Source organism: Pseudomonas sp. LARHCG127, from assembly GCF_052871455.1.
On sequence record NZ_JBIXJT010000012.1, the window covers coordinates 148,815 to 164,168 of the forward strand.

Annotated in this window: 17 protein-coding genes; 4 read left to right on the forward strand and 13 right to left on the reverse strand. The window is 61.9% G+C overall.

Annotated features, from left to right (window positions below; all coding sequences use genetic code 11):
• Positions 1 to 229: 229 nt before the first annotated feature.
• The 3 genes from ACIPQ1_RS20785 to ACIPQ1_RS20795 are packed head-to-tail and all read left to right on the forward strand — an operon-like array spanning position 230 to position 2,515.
• A complete protein-coding gene (locus ACIPQ1_RS20785; protein ID WP_250962523.1) occupies positions 230 to 1,453 on the forward strand; it encodes a type II and III secretion system protein family protein in 1,224 nt (407 codons plus the stop codon).
• Positions 1,454 to 1,509: 56 nt separating this feature from the next.
• Complete coding sequence (locus ACIPQ1_RS20790; protein WP_250962522.1) at positions 1,510 to 2,223, forward strand: tetratricopeptide repeat protein; 714 nt, start codon at positions 1,510 to 1,512, stop codon at positions 2,221 to 2,223.
• Between the two features lie 22 nt (positions 2,224 to 2,245).
• Positions 2,246 to 2,515, forward strand: a complete 270-nt coding sequence (locus tag ACIPQ1_RS20795) for a DUF3613 domain-containing protein (RefSeq protein WP_186707169.1) — start codon at positions 2,246 to 2,248, stop codon at positions 2,513 to 2,515.
• 847 nt (positions 2,516 to 3,362) lie between these two features.
• On the opposite strand, the gene ACIPQ1_RS20800 is transcribed toward ACIPQ1_RS20795, so the two are convergent.
• The 12 genes from ACIPQ1_RS20800 to ACIPQ1_RS20855 all read right to left on the reverse strand — a co-directional run bounded on the left by ACIPQ1_RS20800 (position 3,363) and on the right by ACIPQ1_RS20855 (position 13,611).
• Positions 3,363 to 4,328: a type II secretion system F family protein gene (locus ACIPQ1_RS20800; RefSeq protein WP_411385299.1), complete on the reverse strand. Its 966-nt coding sequence runs from the start codon at positions 4,326 to 4,328 to the stop codon at positions 3,363 to 3,365.
• A 27-nt stretch (positions 4,329 to 4,355) separates the two neighbouring features.
• Positions 4,356 to 5,342: a type II secretion system F family protein gene (locus tag ACIPQ1_RS20805; protein ID WP_411385300.1), complete on the reverse strand. Its 987-nt coding sequence runs from the start codon at positions 5,340 to 5,342 to the stop codon at positions 4,356 to 4,358.
• Complete coding sequence (locus ACIPQ1_RS20810) at positions 5,339 to 6,781, reverse strand: CpaF family protein (RefSeq protein WP_411385301.1); 1,443 nt, start codon at positions 6,779 to 6,781, stop codon at positions 5,339 to 5,341. Before ACIPQ1_RS20810 ends, ACIPQ1_RS20805 begins: the two co-directional genes overlap by 4 nt.
• A gap of 3 nt (positions 6,782 to 6,784) precedes the next feature.
• Entirely contained in the window at positions 6,785 to 8,005 is a 1,221-nt protein-coding gene (locus ACIPQ1_RS20815; protein ID WP_186707165.1) for an AAA family ATPase, read from the reverse strand.
• Positions 7,999 to 8,493 (reverse strand): TadE family protein, encoded by a 495-nt coding sequence (locus ACIPQ1_RS20820; RefSeq protein WP_207964778.1) that lies wholly within the window; start codon positions 8,491 to 8,493, stop codon positions 7,999 to 8,001. Before ACIPQ1_RS20820 ends, ACIPQ1_RS20815 begins: the two co-directional genes overlap by 7 nt.
• A complete protein-coding gene (locus tag ACIPQ1_RS20825; protein WP_250965233.1) occupies positions 8,493 to 8,957 on the reverse strand; it encodes a TadE/TadG family type IV pilus assembly protein in 465 nt (154 codons plus the stop codon). Before ACIPQ1_RS20825 ends, ACIPQ1_RS20820 begins: the two co-directional genes overlap by 1 nt.
• A gap of 8 nt (positions 8,958 to 8,965) precedes the next feature.
• Positions 8,966 to 10,282 carry a TadE/TadG family type IV pilus assembly protein gene (locus tag ACIPQ1_RS20830; RefSeq protein ID WP_411385302.1) on the reverse strand — a complete coding sequence of 439 codons (1,317 nt, stop codon included), beginning with the start codon at positions 10,280 to 10,282 and terminating at the stop codon, positions 8,966 to 8,968.
• 71 nt (positions 10,283 to 10,353) lie between these two features.
• A complete protein-coding gene (cpaB, locus tag ACIPQ1_RS20835) occupies positions 10,354 to 11,169 on the reverse strand; it encodes a Flp pilus assembly protein CpaB (protein WP_411385303.1) in 816 nt (271 codons plus the stop codon).
• A gap of 15 nt (positions 11,170 to 11,184) precedes the next feature.
• Entirely contained in the window at positions 11,185 to 12,513 is a 1,329-nt protein-coding gene (locus ACIPQ1_RS20840; protein WP_411385304.1) for an AAA family ATPase, read from the reverse strand.
• Positions 12,514 to 12,515: 2 nt separating this feature from the next.
• Entirely contained in the window at positions 12,516 to 13,046 is a 531-nt protein-coding gene (locus tag ACIPQ1_RS20845) for an A24 family peptidase (protein ID WP_186707159.1), read from the reverse strand.
• A gap of 28 nt (positions 13,047 to 13,074) precedes the next feature.
• Positions 13,075 to 13,269: a Flp family type IVb pilin gene (locus tag ACIPQ1_RS20850; RefSeq protein ID WP_411385305.1), complete on the reverse strand. Its 195-nt coding sequence runs from the start codon at positions 13,267 to 13,269 to the stop codon at positions 13,075 to 13,077.
• A gap of 144 nt (positions 13,270 to 13,413) precedes the next feature.
• On the reverse strand, positions 13,414 to 13,611 hold the full coding sequence (locus tag ACIPQ1_RS20855; RefSeq protein ID WP_186707157.1) for a Flp family type IVb pilin: 198 nt from the start codon (positions 13,609 to 13,611) through the stop codon (positions 13,414 to 13,416).
• Positions 13,612 to 13,911: 300 nt separating this feature from the next.
• On the opposite strand from ACIPQ1_RS20855, the gene ACIPQ1_RS20860 reads away from it, so the two are divergent.
• Positions 13,912 to 14,781: a response regulator transcription factor gene (locus tag ACIPQ1_RS20860; protein ID WP_411385306.1), complete on the forward strand. Its 870-nt coding sequence runs from the start codon at positions 13,912 to 13,914 to the stop codon at positions 14,779 to 14,781.
• A gap of 9 nt (positions 14,782 to 14,790) precedes the next feature.
• On the opposite strand, the gene ACIPQ1_RS20865 is transcribed toward ACIPQ1_RS20860, so the two are convergent.
• Positions 14,791 to 15,222 (reverse strand): Lrp/AsnC family transcriptional regulator, encoded by a 432-nt coding sequence (locus ACIPQ1_RS20865; RefSeq protein ID WP_060741195.1) that lies wholly within the window; start codon positions 15,220 to 15,222, stop codon positions 14,791 to 14,793.
• Positions 15,223 to 15,354 lie beyond the last annotated feature (132 nt).

Here is a 15,354-nt window from a genome sequence, read left to right on the forward strand (position 1 = left end):
CCGTCACTGCCCTCGACAATCCCGGAGATCCCGGGGCTCAGAAAGGTTGTTCGCAAGCTGCCTGTCGTTCAGTCGGGCCGGTGTAATGCGCCCGTTGCTGGTAGCGACGAGGTCTGACGCCGGCATTGACTAAATAAGCTGGCGAGATGAAAAGGGGCAGCCCGGGCCTCTTAAGTGATCCGAGGCATCAGGCAAGCCTAGGGAAGGCCTCTCCATCGAGGATCACTTCATGACCCAGCGCACCGCACCCGTTTTAAAACATTTCATTCACGGCCTGTTCTGGATGAGTCTTGGCCTGGAGGCGGCTCAGGCCGCAACGGCAAACTGTTCGCAACTGGACAGCTTGCCGGCGACCTTCGAGGTTGGCCAAGGGCTCCAGAGCGAACTGCGCATCCTTGCCCCCGTGACGAAACTGGCCGTCGGCGACCCGAAAATCGCCGATGTGCAACCCAGTGGCAGCGATGCCTTCATTCTCACGGGCCTGGCGCCCGGCGCCACCAGCCTGATGGTCTGGACCGACTGTTCGAAAATACCGCGCCAGAGCATGGTCTTTGTCAGAGGCCGGGCCACTGAGGCGCTGACGAGCGCTGCGAGCATGCCTTCCGAAGACCCGATGCTGCTCGCCCAGGTACAGACCGACATCCGTTTCGTGGAAGTCAGCCGGACCAAGCTCAAGGAAGCCTCGACCTCGATTTTCGGCACCCGCGGCAATTTCCTGTTCGGTTCGCCAAGGACCTTGCCCACCATCGGCGGTGTGGTCCGGCCTTCATTGCCGGTCAATAACGACATGTTCAACCTGTCGTTCGCCACCGGTAAGACCCTGTTGATGATCAACGCCCTGGAAGGCAGCGGTTTCGCCTACACACTGGCGCGGCCCAGCCTGGTGGCCCTCAGCGGGCAGAGTGCGAGTTTCCTGGCCGGCGGCGAAGTGCCGATCCCGGTGCCCAGTGCCGGCAGCGACAACGTGTCCATCGAGTACAAGGAGTTCGGCATCCGCCTGACCCTGACCCCCACCGTCATCGGCAAGAATCGCATCGTCTTGAAGGTGGCGCCGGAGGTCAGTGAGCTGGACTTCACCAACGCCGTGAACATCGCCGGGACATTGGTACCCGCCCTCACGGTACGCCGCACCGATACCAGCATCGCCCTGGCCGATGGCGAAAGTTTTGTCATCAGCGGCCTGATCAGCACCCGTAACAGCTCCCAGGTGAACAAGTTTCCAGGGCTGGGCGACGTGCCGATTCTCGGCGCGTTCTTTCGTGACAATTCCATCAACCGCGAAGAACGCGAACTGCTGATGATCGTCACCCCACACCTGGTCCAACCCTTGGCAGCCAACGCGCAACTGCCGAGCTTGCCCGGCGAGCAATTGCGCAATTACGACCCGAACTTCTATCGCATGTACTTCCTTGAAAGTGGCGAGTTTGACAACCGCAGCGGGCTTTCCCAATGAGCCGGCGCCTGATGTGCAAGGCGTTCGATGTCCAACGGCTCGCCAAGGGGTATTCCATGAAAACAGTGATCGCTTTAACGGCGGCCTTGATGCTTGCCGGCTGCGCCAGCAACGGTGTGGTGGCTTCACGCTCGGCCGATTGTGCCAAGCCCGGGGCCGACCAGGAGTTGGCCCTGAACATGGCGGAAGACATGGCCAACGAGGGCCGTCTATACGCCAGCCTGGCAAACCTCGAACGCTTGCCCGAAGACTTGGTCCAGGTCCGCCTGCGCAAGGCTCGGGTGCTGCGGCTGATGGGCCGCAACGAGGCCGAACCGCTGTATAAAAGCCTGCAGGGGACGTGCCTGGCCGCTGACGGTGAACATGGCCTGGGTCAGCTGGCGGCGGCCAAACAGGACAATGCGGCCGCGACACAATACCTCGAACGCGCCGCGAAAATGGCCCCGACCGAGGGCAAGATCCGCAATGACCTGGGGGTGGTCTACCTCAACCAGCGGCGCATTTCAGAAGCCCGCTTCGAGTTCATGACCGCCATGGAGCTCCAGCAGTCCGACACGCTGGCCGCGATCAACATGGTGACCCTGCTGATTTACCAGGACAACTGGAAGCAGGCTGCCGAGCTCGCCAACATGGCCAAGCTCAGTCCCCGGCAAGTGGCAGATGCCCAGGCCCGTGCGGAAAAAATCAGGGGCTCGGCCCCTCAGGCAGTGACGTCACCCGCCAACCGCCTGACCGAAGTTGTCGATGCTTCAACCGGCGCGGTCAAGTAGAGCGTTACGAGGAGTTCAAGAAATGATGACCAAACAATTGATGATCGTGTGCATGGTGGGCCTGTCCACCGCCGCCTGGGCCATTGAGCCAGGCCCCTCCTCGGCCGCTCAGCAAGGCACCGAGAGCTGGATGCAACTGCAGATTCGCGGCGTGGCGGCGTCCACCCACCTGCAAACCGCCTCGGCCGCCGAACGTGAGATGGCCATGCAGCGTTGGCTCAACAGCTTCAACTATCCGATCCCGGAGTTCTTTGACCAGGACTCGGCAGGAGAAATTACCAGCGGCAAATGAAACACGCTGGAAACGAACACCGCAGCCTTCGACAGTTCCTGCATTTGATCCGATGCAGGGACTGCCGAGGGCTGCGGTCTTTTAGCTTGAGCGGCCGGCAGACCACAGGCCCGCTCCTACAATGGTGCAGAACCGCCGCAAGAAGCCGGGGCCGCTGCGCACCACAGGTGCGGGGTTTCGATTGGAATGATCAGCAGGCGGGTGTCAGAAAAACCGGTGGTGAACACAAGCCTCATGAACACCCAAGATCACCTGTGGGAGCGAGCTTGCTCGCGAAGGCGGACTGCCATTCAACACTTCACTGACTGACCCACCGCTATCGCGAGCAAGCTCGCTCCCACAATGGTGCAGAGCCGCCTCAAAAACCGGGGCCGCTGCACAGCCCAGCGGGAGCAAGCTCCCTCGCCACAGGTGCGGGGGTTTCGATTGGAATGATCAGCAGGCGGGTGTCAGAAAAACCGGTGGTGAACACAAGCCTCATGAACACCCAAGATCACCTGTGGGAGCGAGCTTGCTCGCGATGGCCGACTTACATTCAATACCTAACTGACTGCCCCACCGCTATCGCGAGCAAGCTCGCTCCCACAATGGTGCAGAGCCGCCGCAAGAAGCCGGGGCCGCTGCGCAGCCCAGCGGGAGCAAGCTCCCCCGCCACAGGTGCGGGGTTTCGATTGGAATGATCAGCAGGCGGGTGTCAGAAAAACCTGTGGTGAACACAAGCCTCATGAACACCCAAGATCACCTGTGGGAGCGAGCCTGCTCGCGAAGGCGGACTGACATTCAACGCTGTCATTGACTGTCGAACCGCTATCGCGAGCAAGCTCGCGCCCACAAGAACCCCGGTGCTTTACATATTCCCGAAAGCCCTGAACACCCCGATCATGGCCGGCCCAATGGCGACCAGGAAGAAGCTCGGCCACAGGCAGAAGATCAGCGGGAAGATCAGCTTGGTGCCAATCTTGGCGCCCATTTCTTCCGCGGCCTGGGTCCGCCGGTCGCGAAACTCGTCGGCGTAGATCCGCAGGGTATCGGCCACGCTGGTGCCGAAACGGATACTTTGCGCCAGCAGGCTGACCAGGCCCTGGATATCCTCCAGGCCGGTGCGCACGGCCAGTTGCTTGAGCGCCTCGGTGCTGGTGATGCCCGCCCGGATCTGCGCATTGACCAACGCCAGTTCCTCGGCCAGTTCCACCTGGCTGACCGACATTTCCTCAGCCACCCGCTCAATCGTCGTCGGCAGGGCCAGGCCCGACTCGACGCACACCACCATCAGGTCCAGCGCATCCGGGAACGCGGCGCGCAGCCGGCCTTGGCGGGCCTGCTTGCGTTTGCCGACGTAGATCGCCGGGATCAACCAGCCAATGCCCGCCACGAGGGTCACCCCCAGCAAGCCAATGGCCAATGAAACCTTGACCATCGGCAGCAGCAACAACGCAACGCCAACCAGCAACAGCGGCAACATCAGGCGCACGGCCCAGTACATCTGCACCGCCGAGGCAGACCGGTAACCGGCGTGGGTCAGCAAAGTCTGGGTGGCGGACGTGTGGGCCTGGTCGGTCGAGGCAAAGCGCTGGCCGATCCGCTCCAGCAAGAGCTGCAGGTTACCCGGTGCCTCTTGCCCGGCGCTGTTGCCGGCGTAACCGCGCTTGATCAGCGCCAGGCGCCGCTGCACCGGATCCTGCAAGCCCAACACCAGCAGCAGGAGCGCAACGGCCGTCAGCACCGTGCTGAGGCCAATCGCGGCGATGAACAACAGGCGGGCCAGTTCTTCGTTACCGGTGAACCGACTCAACAATCCGAGCAGAAAGTCCATGGCTGAAACCTCTCGACGCAACAGCGCTTAAACCTGGATCCGGATGATTTTCCTGATCCAGAAAATCCCGATCAACATGGCGCAGAACGCGCCGATGATCAGCTTGTGCCCTATGGGGTCATTGATCAGCACCGGCATGTAGCTGGGGCTGGTGAGCACGATGGCGATCGCCAGCACGAACGGGATCGCCACCAGCACCCAGGCCGACATGCGCCCTTCCGCCGACAGCGTCCTGATCTTGCGCTGGAACCGGAAACGCCCGCGGATCAAACGGCTCAGGCGCTCCAGCACTTCGGTCAGGTTGCCACCGGTCTCGCGGTGAATGAGGATCGAGGTCACCAGCATCATCACCGTCATGCTCGGCATCCGCTCCAGCAAGCCGAGCATGGCCCGGCGCACATCGTTGCCGTAGTTGATGTCGGAAAAGGTCATGCCGAATTCCTGGGCGACCGGCCCCTTGTGCTCCTCGGCGACCAGACGCAGGGTTTCGTTGAACGGGTGCCCGGCGCGCAAGGCCCGGCACATGGCGTCCAGCGCATCCGGCAGACCTTCCTCGAACGCGGCGAAACGCTTGTTGCGGTCCCGCAGGATTTTCAGCACCGGCACCCAGGTCACGGCAAAGGCCGCCAGCAGCGCCATCCACCAGACTGGCGAAACCATCAGCACCAAGGCCCCGGCCGCCGCCCCCAGGACCAGACCGAGCAGCATGACCCGATAGGCCCGGTATTCATGGCCGGACTGCTCGATCAGTTGCGTCAGGTTGGCCATGAATGGCAGCTGCTCCAGCCGCGCTTCCAAGGGTGACAGGCGCGTCAGGTATTTCTGCCGCAACACCGTCTGCATGTTGGGCAAGTGGTTGGCCTTCTCCAGCACATGCAGGCGCCCACGAATACGTTTGCGCATCCTGCCGGCCTCACCGAACACCGGCACCACCACGCCCTGGGACAGCAGGAACACGGCGATGAACACCATGCCCAGGAACATCAGGATGAACTCGCTGGGGATATTGCTCATGACGTCCGGCCCTCCATCCACTCAGGGCGAAACAAGGTCAGCGGCAACTCGATGCCGCGCTTGGCCAGCACATCGCGGAAGGCCGGGATCATGCCACTGGGCCGATACTCCCCAAGCACCTCGCCATGTTCACCGATGCCCTGGCGCGCGAAGGAGAAAATTTCGGTCATGGTGATGATCTCGCCTTCCATGCCGTTGATCTCTTGCATGCTCACCACGCGGCGCTTGCCGTCTTCTTGACGCTCCAGCTGGATGACCACATCGATGGCCGAGGCAATTTGTTGACGCATGGCCTTGATCGGAAACGTCGCCCCGGTCATCGACACCATGTTCTCGATTCGCCCCAGGGCATCCCGTGCGGTATTGGCGTGAACGGTGGTCAGCGAACCGTCGTGGCCGGTGTTCATCGCCGTGAGCATGTCCATCGCCTCGGCGCCGCGCACCTCGCCGATGACAATGCGGTCCGGGCGCATGCGCAGGCTGTTGCGCACCAATTCCCGCTGGCTCACCTCGCCACGCCCCTCGATGTTCGACGGCCGGGTTTCCAGGCGTACCACGTGGGGCTGCTGCAGTTGCAGCTCGGCCGAATCCTCGATGGTGACGATGCGCTCGTTGTGGGGGATGAAACTGGAGAGCACGTTGAGCATGGTGGTCTTGCCGCTGCCGGTCCCGCCGGAAATCAGCACGTTCAAGCGCCCGCGAACAATGGCCTTGAGCAGCAAGGCAATGGCCGGTGTCATGGTGCCGACCTGGATCAAGCTGTCGGTATTGAGCAGGTCCACGGCGAAGCGCCGGATCGACATGCTCGGACCGTCGATGGCCAGCGGCGGAATGATCGCGTTGACCCGCGAACCGTCCTTGAGCCGAGCGTCCACCAACGGCGAGGACTCGTCGATGCGCCGCCCCAGGCTGGAGACGATGCGGTCGATGATGTTCAACAGATGCTGGTCGTCGCGAAAACGCACGTCGGTGCGTTGCAGCTTGCCGAAGCGTTCGACGTAGACCGAAGCAAAGCCGTTGACCAGGATGTCGGACACGCTATGGTCAGCCAACAACGGTTCCAGCGGCCCCAGGCCGAGCACTTCGTCGGTGATCTGCTTGATGATCAACTGTCGGCTGACGGTACTCACCGGCGCGGAATGTTCTTCCAGCAAGCGCTGGCAGATATCGCGAATCTGCCGCGCGGCCTCGGCTTGTTCGAGGGCATCGAGCAACGACAGGTCCATGACCTTGAGCAATTGCTGGTAGATCTTCTCCCGCCACTCGGCCTCCACCGGCGTGACCTGGCTGCGGGTTTCATAGAGCACGTCGGGAATGGCCTGTTCCCAGGCCATCAAGGCGTCCGTCGGGTCCGGCAAGCTGTCGCCGGGCTGGGCACCCGCCGAGGTGCCAGGTTTGGCGGGCTGTTTGCGCAAGCGGTTACGAAAGTCGCTGATCATGGGTCATCCCCCGAAGAAACGGTTGAAGGCGCGTTTAAGCAGGCCCTTGTTCGTGGCCATCTGGTGACCGACCAGGTCTTCGGTCAAATCGCGCAGGGCGGCGGTGATGGCCGCCTTCGGCGCATGCAGCCCCAACGGCACGCCAGTGTTCTGACTCTGGCTGACCAGGTTGAAGTCATTGGGCAATTTCGACAGGTTCGCGCAACGCAGGGCCTCGCCGATGTCCTTGAGGCTGACGGCGGCGTTTTTGTCATAGCGGTTGATCACGATCTGCAACTGGTCCCCGCGCACACCGAGGTCTTCGCGAAGAATCCGCACCAGGGCGCTGGCATCACGCAGGTGGCTGACGCTCTGTTGCACCACCACGTACACCCGGTCCACCTGTTCCAGCACCGAGCCGGTGAGGTGATCGATCTGCCGCGGCAGGTCCACCACCACCCAGTCATAGCTGGCGCGGGCCAGTTGCAGCAGGGCATCGAGCTGTTCAGGCTGGGCGTCCTGGGGCAGGCACAACTCACCGGCCCGACCACCCAATACGTGCAGGGTCGGGCTGAAGTGACTGCAAAAGCCTCGCAGCGCGACGCTGTCCATCTCATCGACCTGCTGCAGCACTTCCAAGTGACTGTGGGACTGCGCCACGTCCAGGTAATGGGTCACGCTGCCAAATTGCAGGTCCATGTCCAGCAGCAGGGTATTGCCTGCCCGGGCGCTGAGCTGCTGGGCCAGGTTGCAGGCCACCAAGGTGCCGCCGGAGCCGCCCTTGGCGCTGATCACCGCGACCAACTTCCCTTCGTTGCCGTTGCCGAGACGAACGTCCGCCACCAGGCGATTGAGCGCCGCCACCAGCTCCGTATCGGCGATGGGTTCGGGCAACACATCCCGGGCACCGGCCTGCATCGCCAGGCGCATGCCTTCCTGCTCGCCCAATGGACCGCACACCAGCATCGGCGGCCGTTCATGGGCCGGACGTTGCAGCAACGCCGACAGTTCCTCTCGCCACAAATGGCTGACCCGCAGCAGCAACAGATCGGGCATGCGATCCAGCCCATAGAGCGGGTCGACATGCCCGTTGCTGACCAGGCGCGTGCTGACCTCAAGGCCCGGCATGCGCTGGCAGACGCATTGCAGGTCGCGCAGTGCCGTGGCATCGCGACTGCTGATCAGTATCCGCAGCCCGGCTCTGCCAGTGGTGGTCGAAAGCGGATTTTCCCTGGTGTTCAGCATGGTGTGATCTCCGCGGAATCGGAATGACGCCCAAGGCTTTCGCGTGGCAAGGTTGCCCGGAACGTCGGCAAGGTAATGGGCACGCCCAAGCCGGGAATGAACAGGTTGAAAACGAAGTTCTGCACGCTCAGCCGTACATAGCGGATGGCACGAAAGCCGGTGGTGCCGGACGTGTTGGTGGGGTTCGCCACCACGGCGCCATTGACGTCCAGGTAGGTCAGCGCCAGGTTCGAGGTCGCCAGGTTGCTGATCAACTGACTGGTGCCAGCGTCCGTCGCGGCGTTGAAAATGGCCCGGCGCAGGACCACCGGGTCGCTGACATTGCACACCGCCGCCAGCCTCGCGCCACGGCGCGCCGCTTCATCCAGGGCATTGACCGTGAAGTACAGCCGGCCCATTTCCACCACGCCGAACAGCAGGATGAACACCAGCAAGCCGACGAAGGAGAACTCCACGATGTAGGTGCCGCCCATGTGTTTGCGATTCATCACAGCGCCCTCATGACGGTGGTCGCCACCAGTTCGATGCCCAAGACGGTGGACGCACCGAAAAAACCAGGGATCACCGTGCCGATCACCGGTGAGAAGGTGTGCTTGATGGTGACGCGCACATGATCGATGCCCTCGGTGACGACCTCCACGTCGGCCGTGGTCAACCCGGACACCACGGCGTCGCCGGCAGCGCTGGGCACGCCATACACCGCCACGTTTTTCGTCTGGGTCAATAGGGTGTTGTTCAGCGTGATGCCGCCCAGGGTGGTGTTCCACGCCTGGCTGGCGACGAAGCGATCGGCATCGCGGCTGGCCTGCAACAGCACGTTGTACTGGTAGAGCATCCGGCCGAACTCGCCGAAGGCCAGCAGCAGCAACAGCAGCAACGGCAGCACCAGGGTGAACTCCACCAGCGCCACGCCTTTTTGGGCTCTTGCGGGTTTGAAATGAGAAAGTCCCATGACGCCTCCTACGAGTCGGTGCTCGGCGTGCCGCTGCCGTTGAGATAGGTTTTGTAGAGCTGGATGATCTGTGGGCCGGAGTCGGAAGATGGCGTCGGGCCGGGCACGTTGTCGCCCTCGCACTCCTGGACGAACTGGCCGAAGATGATCGACTCCGAACCACCACCGTTCACCGGCTGCAGGACGAAATAGCAGCCAAACCCCAAGACCGGAATCGACGTCGAGCCGCTCAGTTTCCCGGCACAATCGCCAATCACGATCTTCAGCATCCGGCGCTCGAAGACGCCATTGCTTTCACAGCCGCTGGCGCCCCCCGCCACACAGGCGGCGACTTGGGCCCGCCAGTCGTTGTAGTCCTGTATCGCCTCGCCGCCCGCCGAGAGATCGCCGTTGCTCGAGGTGATCGCCTGGCCTTTGTATTCCGGCCGGGGGACCGAATCGTTGTAGGTGATCGCCGGGCTGCCTGAAGACGTGACCAGGTCCGGTGGATAGTCCGAAGCACTGACCGGACCGTTATAGACACCGAAACGGGTGTTCAAGCCTTGGGAAGTCGGGCCGGCTTTATTGCCCGGCGCCGTCTGGACGTTGTCGCCAACGCTGCGGCAGACCGAGCCCCCGCCGGCCAGGTCCTCGCGGACCGCACTGCCGCCGGAGCCGAAATCCAGCAATTGGAAGTTGCCCGGGCCGATGGGCGAGGTGTTCCCCGCCGCCGTCTTCAGGACTTCCAGATCGCCAAATTGATACCCCCAGAAGTTGCCGGCAGCCGGGTTGTACTCAGTGGGCTCGCCACAGACCATCAACGGCGCCAGGTCACACGGCGAGGTGGGGCTGGGACCCGCCGTGGCAATCGCCGCCACGCGCTTGTTGCCGAGCCCGGCGCTGCCCATGGTTTGCACGAAGCTCCAGAAAAAGCCGTCCAATTGATAGCTGGCCACCGACACCCGCACGTATTTGGCATCGCTAGGCCCAGGGTAGGAGAACGGGCCATAGACGCTGCTGGCCAGTTCCACCACGGCGAACGCGCCCGGGTTGCCGGCAACCGCAGTGGCCAGTTCGGTGTTGCCCACGGCGCTGGCATTTCTGTTCAGCGTATCCAGGGCAGCCGCGCGGGTGGTGCTGGCCATGTTGATGCCGCCACTCACTTGGCTCAGGGTCTTGGCGCCGCCCAAGGCCGCGGCATCCACCGCATTTTGCAGGCGCGTCTTGTTCAGCAGCATGTGCCCGCCATCGAGGGCCAGCGCGGCCATCATGGAAATCGCCACCAACGCGATCACCATCAGTACACTCACCGCCCCTCCCTGGCGCCGGATATTGGCATTCATCATCGAGCCCTCGCCTACAACGTTTGAGGATCGGCATCGCCACGGCCCGCAAAGGCCTGGCATGGAGGGGTCACTCAGCGAACATTGATCACGCTGCTTTCAACCCCGCGGATCAACGTGACAGCCCCGCCTTGCGGCTTGGCACTGCGCTGCACCACAGGTTTGGGCAACGGGGCGGCCGCCATGGCGATGACCGGCGCAAGGGCTGGCGGCGCAACGGCGACAGGTTTTTTCTCCAGGTTCAACGGGTTGCGCAGGGCCAATTGCAGCTTGCCTTCGGTCTGCGCGGTGACCAGCGCTTCCGCTTCGGTGACCGACATTTCCAGGGTCACGGCCCGCACCACCACCGGCTGGGTCTTGTCAGTGCCCGCCGTCTGGTCCACCGCCAGCACCCGCAGGTTTTCCAGGATGGTCCGCGACGTGGCGCTGTTGCTGCCGGCGTTGGTGGTCTTGGTCGCCAAGACATCGACCCGGTTACCTGGCAAGAGGAAGCCCCCCACGCCAACCACATCGTCCACACGTACCGAAATGGCGCGTTTGTCCGGGGCGATCAACGAAGCCAGGGTGCTGCCGCCCAGGTGCTCGCTCAGGCGCGCGCCCCGCACAATGTCGCCGCGCAGGATGTCGAAGGTGGCGATCTTGCCCACGGCCTGTTCGCTGGCATCGAAGGCATCGTCCGGGATCGTGTCCATGGGCATGCGCACGGTCGTGACCTGCTGGGCCTCGACCATTTGCCCGAAGGGAATTTCCACCGTCGCGACCACCACGCTTCGCAAGTGATCATCGGGGGTCGCGTTGAGTCGCGCGCTCAGCCAGGAGTCAGCCATCCATGCGGCACCAAGGCCCAGCACCAGGGAAACGCCTATCAGCGGAAGCGTACGAGAGCTCATGTCGGTATCTCCAGATCAAAGGAAGTCGAGCTGAACGAAGTAGTTGTGCCAGGCCCAATCCAGCTCTTGCGGCGACAGGGGTCCGGAACCGCCCAGGTAACGCTGGCGGTCGAGCGCCATGTTCAACAGGTCACGGGGATGGCAAGGCACCAGCGGCATGCCTTCGCCGCCATACAACCGCTGCAGGACATAACGCACCAACAACGGGTCATAGGGGATGCCCAGGCGTTCGCATTCCTGGCGCCAGATGCGTTCGTACTCCTCGGGCTTGAGGTAGCCGAACTGGACCTTGTAGCCAATGCGCCGCAGGAAGGCCTCGTCGGCCAATTCGAGGGGATTGAGGTTGGTGGAAAACACCAGCACCAGGTCGAACGGCAACTCGCAATGCCGACCGCCGCCCAGGTTGATGAAGTCGCGCTTCTCCTCCATGGGCACGATCCAGCGATTGAGCAACTCGGCCGGGGCCATGCGCTGGCGACCCATGTCGTCAATGATGAACAGGCCGTTGCTGGCCTTGAGCTGCAACGCCGCCTGGTATTGCCGGGTGAACGGGTCGTAGCGCACGTCCAACTGCTCCATGCTCAACTCGCCGCCGGTGATGACGATCGGGCGTTTGCAGCACAGCAGCCGGCGGTCAATGCCTTCGTTGAGCATCAGGTTGTTGGTTTGGCTGTTGTCATCCAGGCGCTGGTGCACCTGTGGGTCGTAGATTTCGATCACCGACTCGTTGATGACAATCGCGTGGGGCACCCAGATGGCTTCGGCGAACAACCGGATCAACCGGCTGCTGACGTAGGTTTTGCCGGTGCCCGCCGGGCCGTAGATCATGATTGCCCGCCCGGAATTCAGGGCGACGCCCAACTGGTCGAGCATGCCTTGGCTCAGCACCATCCCCGCCAAGGCCTGGTTCATGTCCTTGGCGGTGATGCGGCCGTGGTGAATGGTCTGGATCTTGATCAGCGAGCGATAGGTGCTCACCGGAAACGGCGCAGCGCCGATGTAGCCACTGCGGGCCAGGGCATCACGGGCGGAGCTGCGGCCGCGCTCGGTCAGGCCATAACGCAACGTCTGCCCACCGGTCTGGCCCAACTGACCCAGCACTTCGACGCGACCGTCCTTGCGCAGGAACGCCAGGACTTCTTCCAGTACCGCGCCGGTCAGGGCCAGGCGCTCCACCAGCCGCGTCATGTCCAACACACCGGCGTCGTGCAGGTGCTTGCATACCAGTTCGCCGAGGAAGCTGTCGCTCAGGCCGGTGTCGCGAATGGTGCATGGCTGGGGTGCCAGGCGTTGCACCGCTTCCCGTTCGCTGGGGTAGGCATCGCTATCGTTGATGACGTGCATGACTAGACTCCCCAGCCGCCGGCAACCAGTTGCCAGTAGACGCTGTTCAAAGTACCGATCAGGATCGCAATCGAATAAGGAAAGGGTTTGCCGGCCACTTCATCCGACGTCGGCGCCAGGTAGGACTGGGCTCGCACCATCAACCAGTAGCGTCCCAGGGTCTGGAGCAGTTGGCCGCGGGCCAGGACGATCAGGAAACCGCACACACCGCCGGCGATCAGGCTGAACAGCGCCGCCCACAGTGCGTAATGAAAAGGCAGGAAGCTGCCGACCATGGTCATCAGCTTGACGTCGCCGGCGGCCATGCCACCCACTGCGTACATGGGCAGGAACAACCCGAAACAGATCAGCATGCCCAGCAGGCTGTCGCCCAGGCCACCGATCCCGCCGGTATAGACCTGGCCAGCCAATCCCAGGGCAATCCCCACCAGGACCAGCGTGTTGGGGATGCGATGGCGACGCAGGTCGCTCACCACCGCCACACCCAGCAATCCCAGCAGCAATACCGTCGACACCAGCAGTTCCATGGACATGATGCGTCTCCCTAGGGTGTGGTTATCGTTAGCAGGCGACGTTGCCATTGGCGGCTTGGCACAGCGCCCGGATCCTGGTATCCACGACGCCGCCCAGGAGGACGAATGCCGCGGCGACCAACACCGTGATCAAGCCACCCGCCACCGCGTATTCAACGATGGTCAGGCCAGCTTCATCTTTGGCGAACTTGCGGATCGAAGTTCTGATTGTCTGGAGAGTCATTTCGTATACCTCACGCTGAGAAGAAGTCACGGCTTGATGGGAGGGGACAGCGTGAAGTCCATTTGATTGATGCGTTGTACTCACTGCAAAAGAGTCGCAAGCGTTATTCCTTGAGCGTTACCGTGTCCCCGGGCAATGACTGGCTTACGCGCAGGCAACGTTGCCGTTGACCGCCTGGCACAGTGCACGGATCTTGGTATTCACCGCACCGCCCAGAAGCACAAACGCGGCGGCCACCAATACGGTGATCAACCCACCGGCCACGGCGTATTCCACAATGGTCAGGCCATCTTCATCTTTGGCGAACTTCACTACCGAAGCCTTGATTGTTTGAAGAGTCATTTCGCACACCTCATTGGGGTTGTTTTCTCAAGAGGCAGTACATTGCGAACTGCCTGATGCAACCCTAGTCAGCGGGTGGTCATTGCCGTTAGGAGGATTTTGCACATCGCTAGGATTTTTTTGCGCGGGGTGGGAAAGAGGCCGAGGCGGGGAATTCGTCCTGCGACAGCCCTGGGCAGGTGTCCCGCGAGAGGATGGCGCGAAGAAATTGGATTTTTATAAAAAATAATCCGGCGAAGTGATAGCACAGTGACAATACTGCTAGCTAAAGGGCAGAAAGAACCTGTGAGTAGTCGTCCTATGGCACCCAATCCGACTGGAAAGCCAAAGCTGTTATGGTTCGATCTGACCCATGATCGGTCCACTCAGGAACTCGTTTCCCAGTTCCGGGACACCTGCGACTGCACGCTGGCAAAAAACGCCATGCTGCCCAGCGCGGAACAGGTCGACATGATCTGCATCCATTTCGACCGCCCGGACACGCCGGGCCTGCGACGCTTGCTTGAGATCAAGCGGACCGTTCCCGGCACCCCCATCACCATGTTCACCGTGCAGCACTCCGAGGAACTGGCGGTGTGGGCGATGCGCTCCAGCGTCTGGGAATACATGGTGCTGCCTTTGTCCGTCGCCGAGCGAAAGCGCTACCTCACCGCCGTGGTCCAGCTGTGTGAGCTGCGCCGCAATACCGGTGGCCGGGGAAGAACCTCGCAGATCGACCACTCCCCGACCCTGCCGGACAGCATTCGCCTGACTTCCGGGCACCAGAAGCACCAGGCCCTCAGCCACATCATGCTGTACATCGACCAGCATTTTCGCGACAGCATCGATCAGCGCGACCTGGCCAAGCGCTGTGGCATGACGACGTTTCGCTTCAGCCGGGTGTTCAAGGAAGCCAATGGGCTCGGCTTCACCGACTACGTACTGAACAAACGCATGAGCTTCGCCAAGGAACTGCTCGACAACAGCCAGATGCCCATCACCAGCATCGGCTATGAGGCCGGCTTCAAGGACCCCTCCTACTTCGCCCGCGCCTTCAAGCAATACGCCAGTTGCACGCCCAGCGAGTACCGTCTCGCGTACCAGATGCGCAGCGCGAGTCCTGCACCGGAGCCTCCGGATGAGGCGGCCCTGGAAGCGATTGAAAACCTGGTGCACAGCCTTGAGGGTTGATATTCAGGCTCACGGGGCGAGCTTTCTTCTCTCGATTGGAATGGACAGCACGATGCTGGTCCGCGTCTCTCCGTACGCGTTGATTTTCGCGATGATGTCCTCGATCTCAGCCATGGACCTGGCGTAGATCCGGATCAGATAGGAGTCATTCCCCGTGATGTGCAGGCACTCGACGACCTCGGGTATGTCGGTGAGCGTCGCGATCAATTTGGCTTTTGCCGGCTTGAGGGTGGTGATGCCGACGACGGCCGATATGCCGTAGCCCAGTTTGGTAGGATCCAACTGGGCGCAATAGCCCTTGATGACCCCGGAGTCTTCAAGTTTGCGCAACCTGTCATTGGTGGCAGGAATAGAAAGCCCAGCATGCTTGGAAAGCTCTGTGATGGAAATGCGACCACAGTCCTGTACCTTACCCAGGATTTTGACGTCTATACGATCCATGTGCGTTTTCCCCGGTTCAAAGTATAAATTTTAATGAAAACCCCGCATTTTTCATTAAAAAAAGCATGCACCAAAATAAAGCAGCGCGCTAGTCTATTCCCAGCCTGAAAAACCTGAAAAAGAATCCGGGTA

Coding starts and splice junctions, on each gene's coding strand:
- ACIPQ1_RS20785 (WP_250962523.1), top strand. CDS start 230: ATGACCCAGCGCACCGCACCCGTTTTAAAACATTTCATTCACGGCCTG.
- ACIPQ1_RS20790 (WP_250962522.1), top strand. CDS start 1,510: ATGAAAACAGTGATCGCTTTAACGGCGGCCTTGATGCTTGCCGGCTGC.
- ACIPQ1_RS20795 (WP_186707169.1), top strand. CDS start 2,246: ATGATGACCAAACAATTGATGATCGTGTGCATGGTGGGCCTGTCCACC.
- ACIPQ1_RS20800 (WP_411385299.1), bottom strand. CDS start 4,328: ATGGACTTTCTGCTCGGATTGTTGAGTCGGTTCACCGGTAACGAAGAA.
- ACIPQ1_RS20805 (WP_411385300.1), bottom strand. CDS start 5,342: ATGAGCAATATCCCCAGCGAGTTCATCCTGATGTTCCTGGGCATGGTG.
- ACIPQ1_RS20810 (WP_411385301.1), bottom strand. CDS start 6,781: ATGATCAGCGACTTTCGTAACCGCTTGCGCAAACAGCCCGCCAAACCT.
- ACIPQ1_RS20815 (WP_186707165.1), bottom strand. CDS start 8,005: ATGCTGAACACCAGGGAAAATCCGCTTTCGACCACCACTGGCAGAGCC.
- ACIPQ1_RS20820 (WP_207964778.1), bottom strand. CDS start 8,493: ATGAATCGCAAACACATGGGCGGCACCTACATCGTGGAGTTCTCCTTC.
- ACIPQ1_RS20825 (WP_250965233.1), bottom strand. CDS start 8,957: ATGGGACTTTCTCATTTCAAACCCGCAAGAGCCCAAAAAGGCGTGGCG.
- ACIPQ1_RS20830 (WP_411385302.1), bottom strand. CDS start 10,282: ATGATGAATGCCAATATCCGGCGCCAGGGAGGGGCGGTGAGTGTACTG.
- cpaB (WP_411385303.1), bottom strand. CDS start 11,169: ATGAGCTCTCGTACGCTTCCGCTGATAGGCGTTTCCCTGGTGCTGGGC.
- ACIPQ1_RS20840 (WP_411385304.1), bottom strand. CDS start 12,513: ATGCACGTCATCAACGATAGCGATGCCTACCCCAGCGAACGGGAAGCG.
- ACIPQ1_RS20845 (WP_186707159.1), bottom strand. CDS start 13,046: ATGTCCATGGAACTGCTGGTGTCGACGGTATTGCTGCTGGGATTGCTG.
- ACIPQ1_RS20850 (WP_411385305.1), bottom strand. CDS start 13,269: ATGACTCTCCAGACAATCAGAACTTCGATCCGCAAGTTCGCCAAAGAT.
- ACIPQ1_RS20855 (WP_186707157.1), bottom strand. CDS start 13,611: ATGACTCTTCAAACAATCAAGGCTTCGGTAGTGAAGTTCGCCAAAGAT.
- ACIPQ1_RS20860 (WP_411385306.1), top strand. CDS start 13,912: ATGGCACCCAATCCGACTGGAAAGCCAAAGCTGTTATGGTTCGATCTG.
- ACIPQ1_RS20865 (WP_060741195.1), bottom strand. CDS start 15,222: ATGGATCGTATAGACGTCAAAATCCTGGGTAAGGTACAGGACTGTGGT.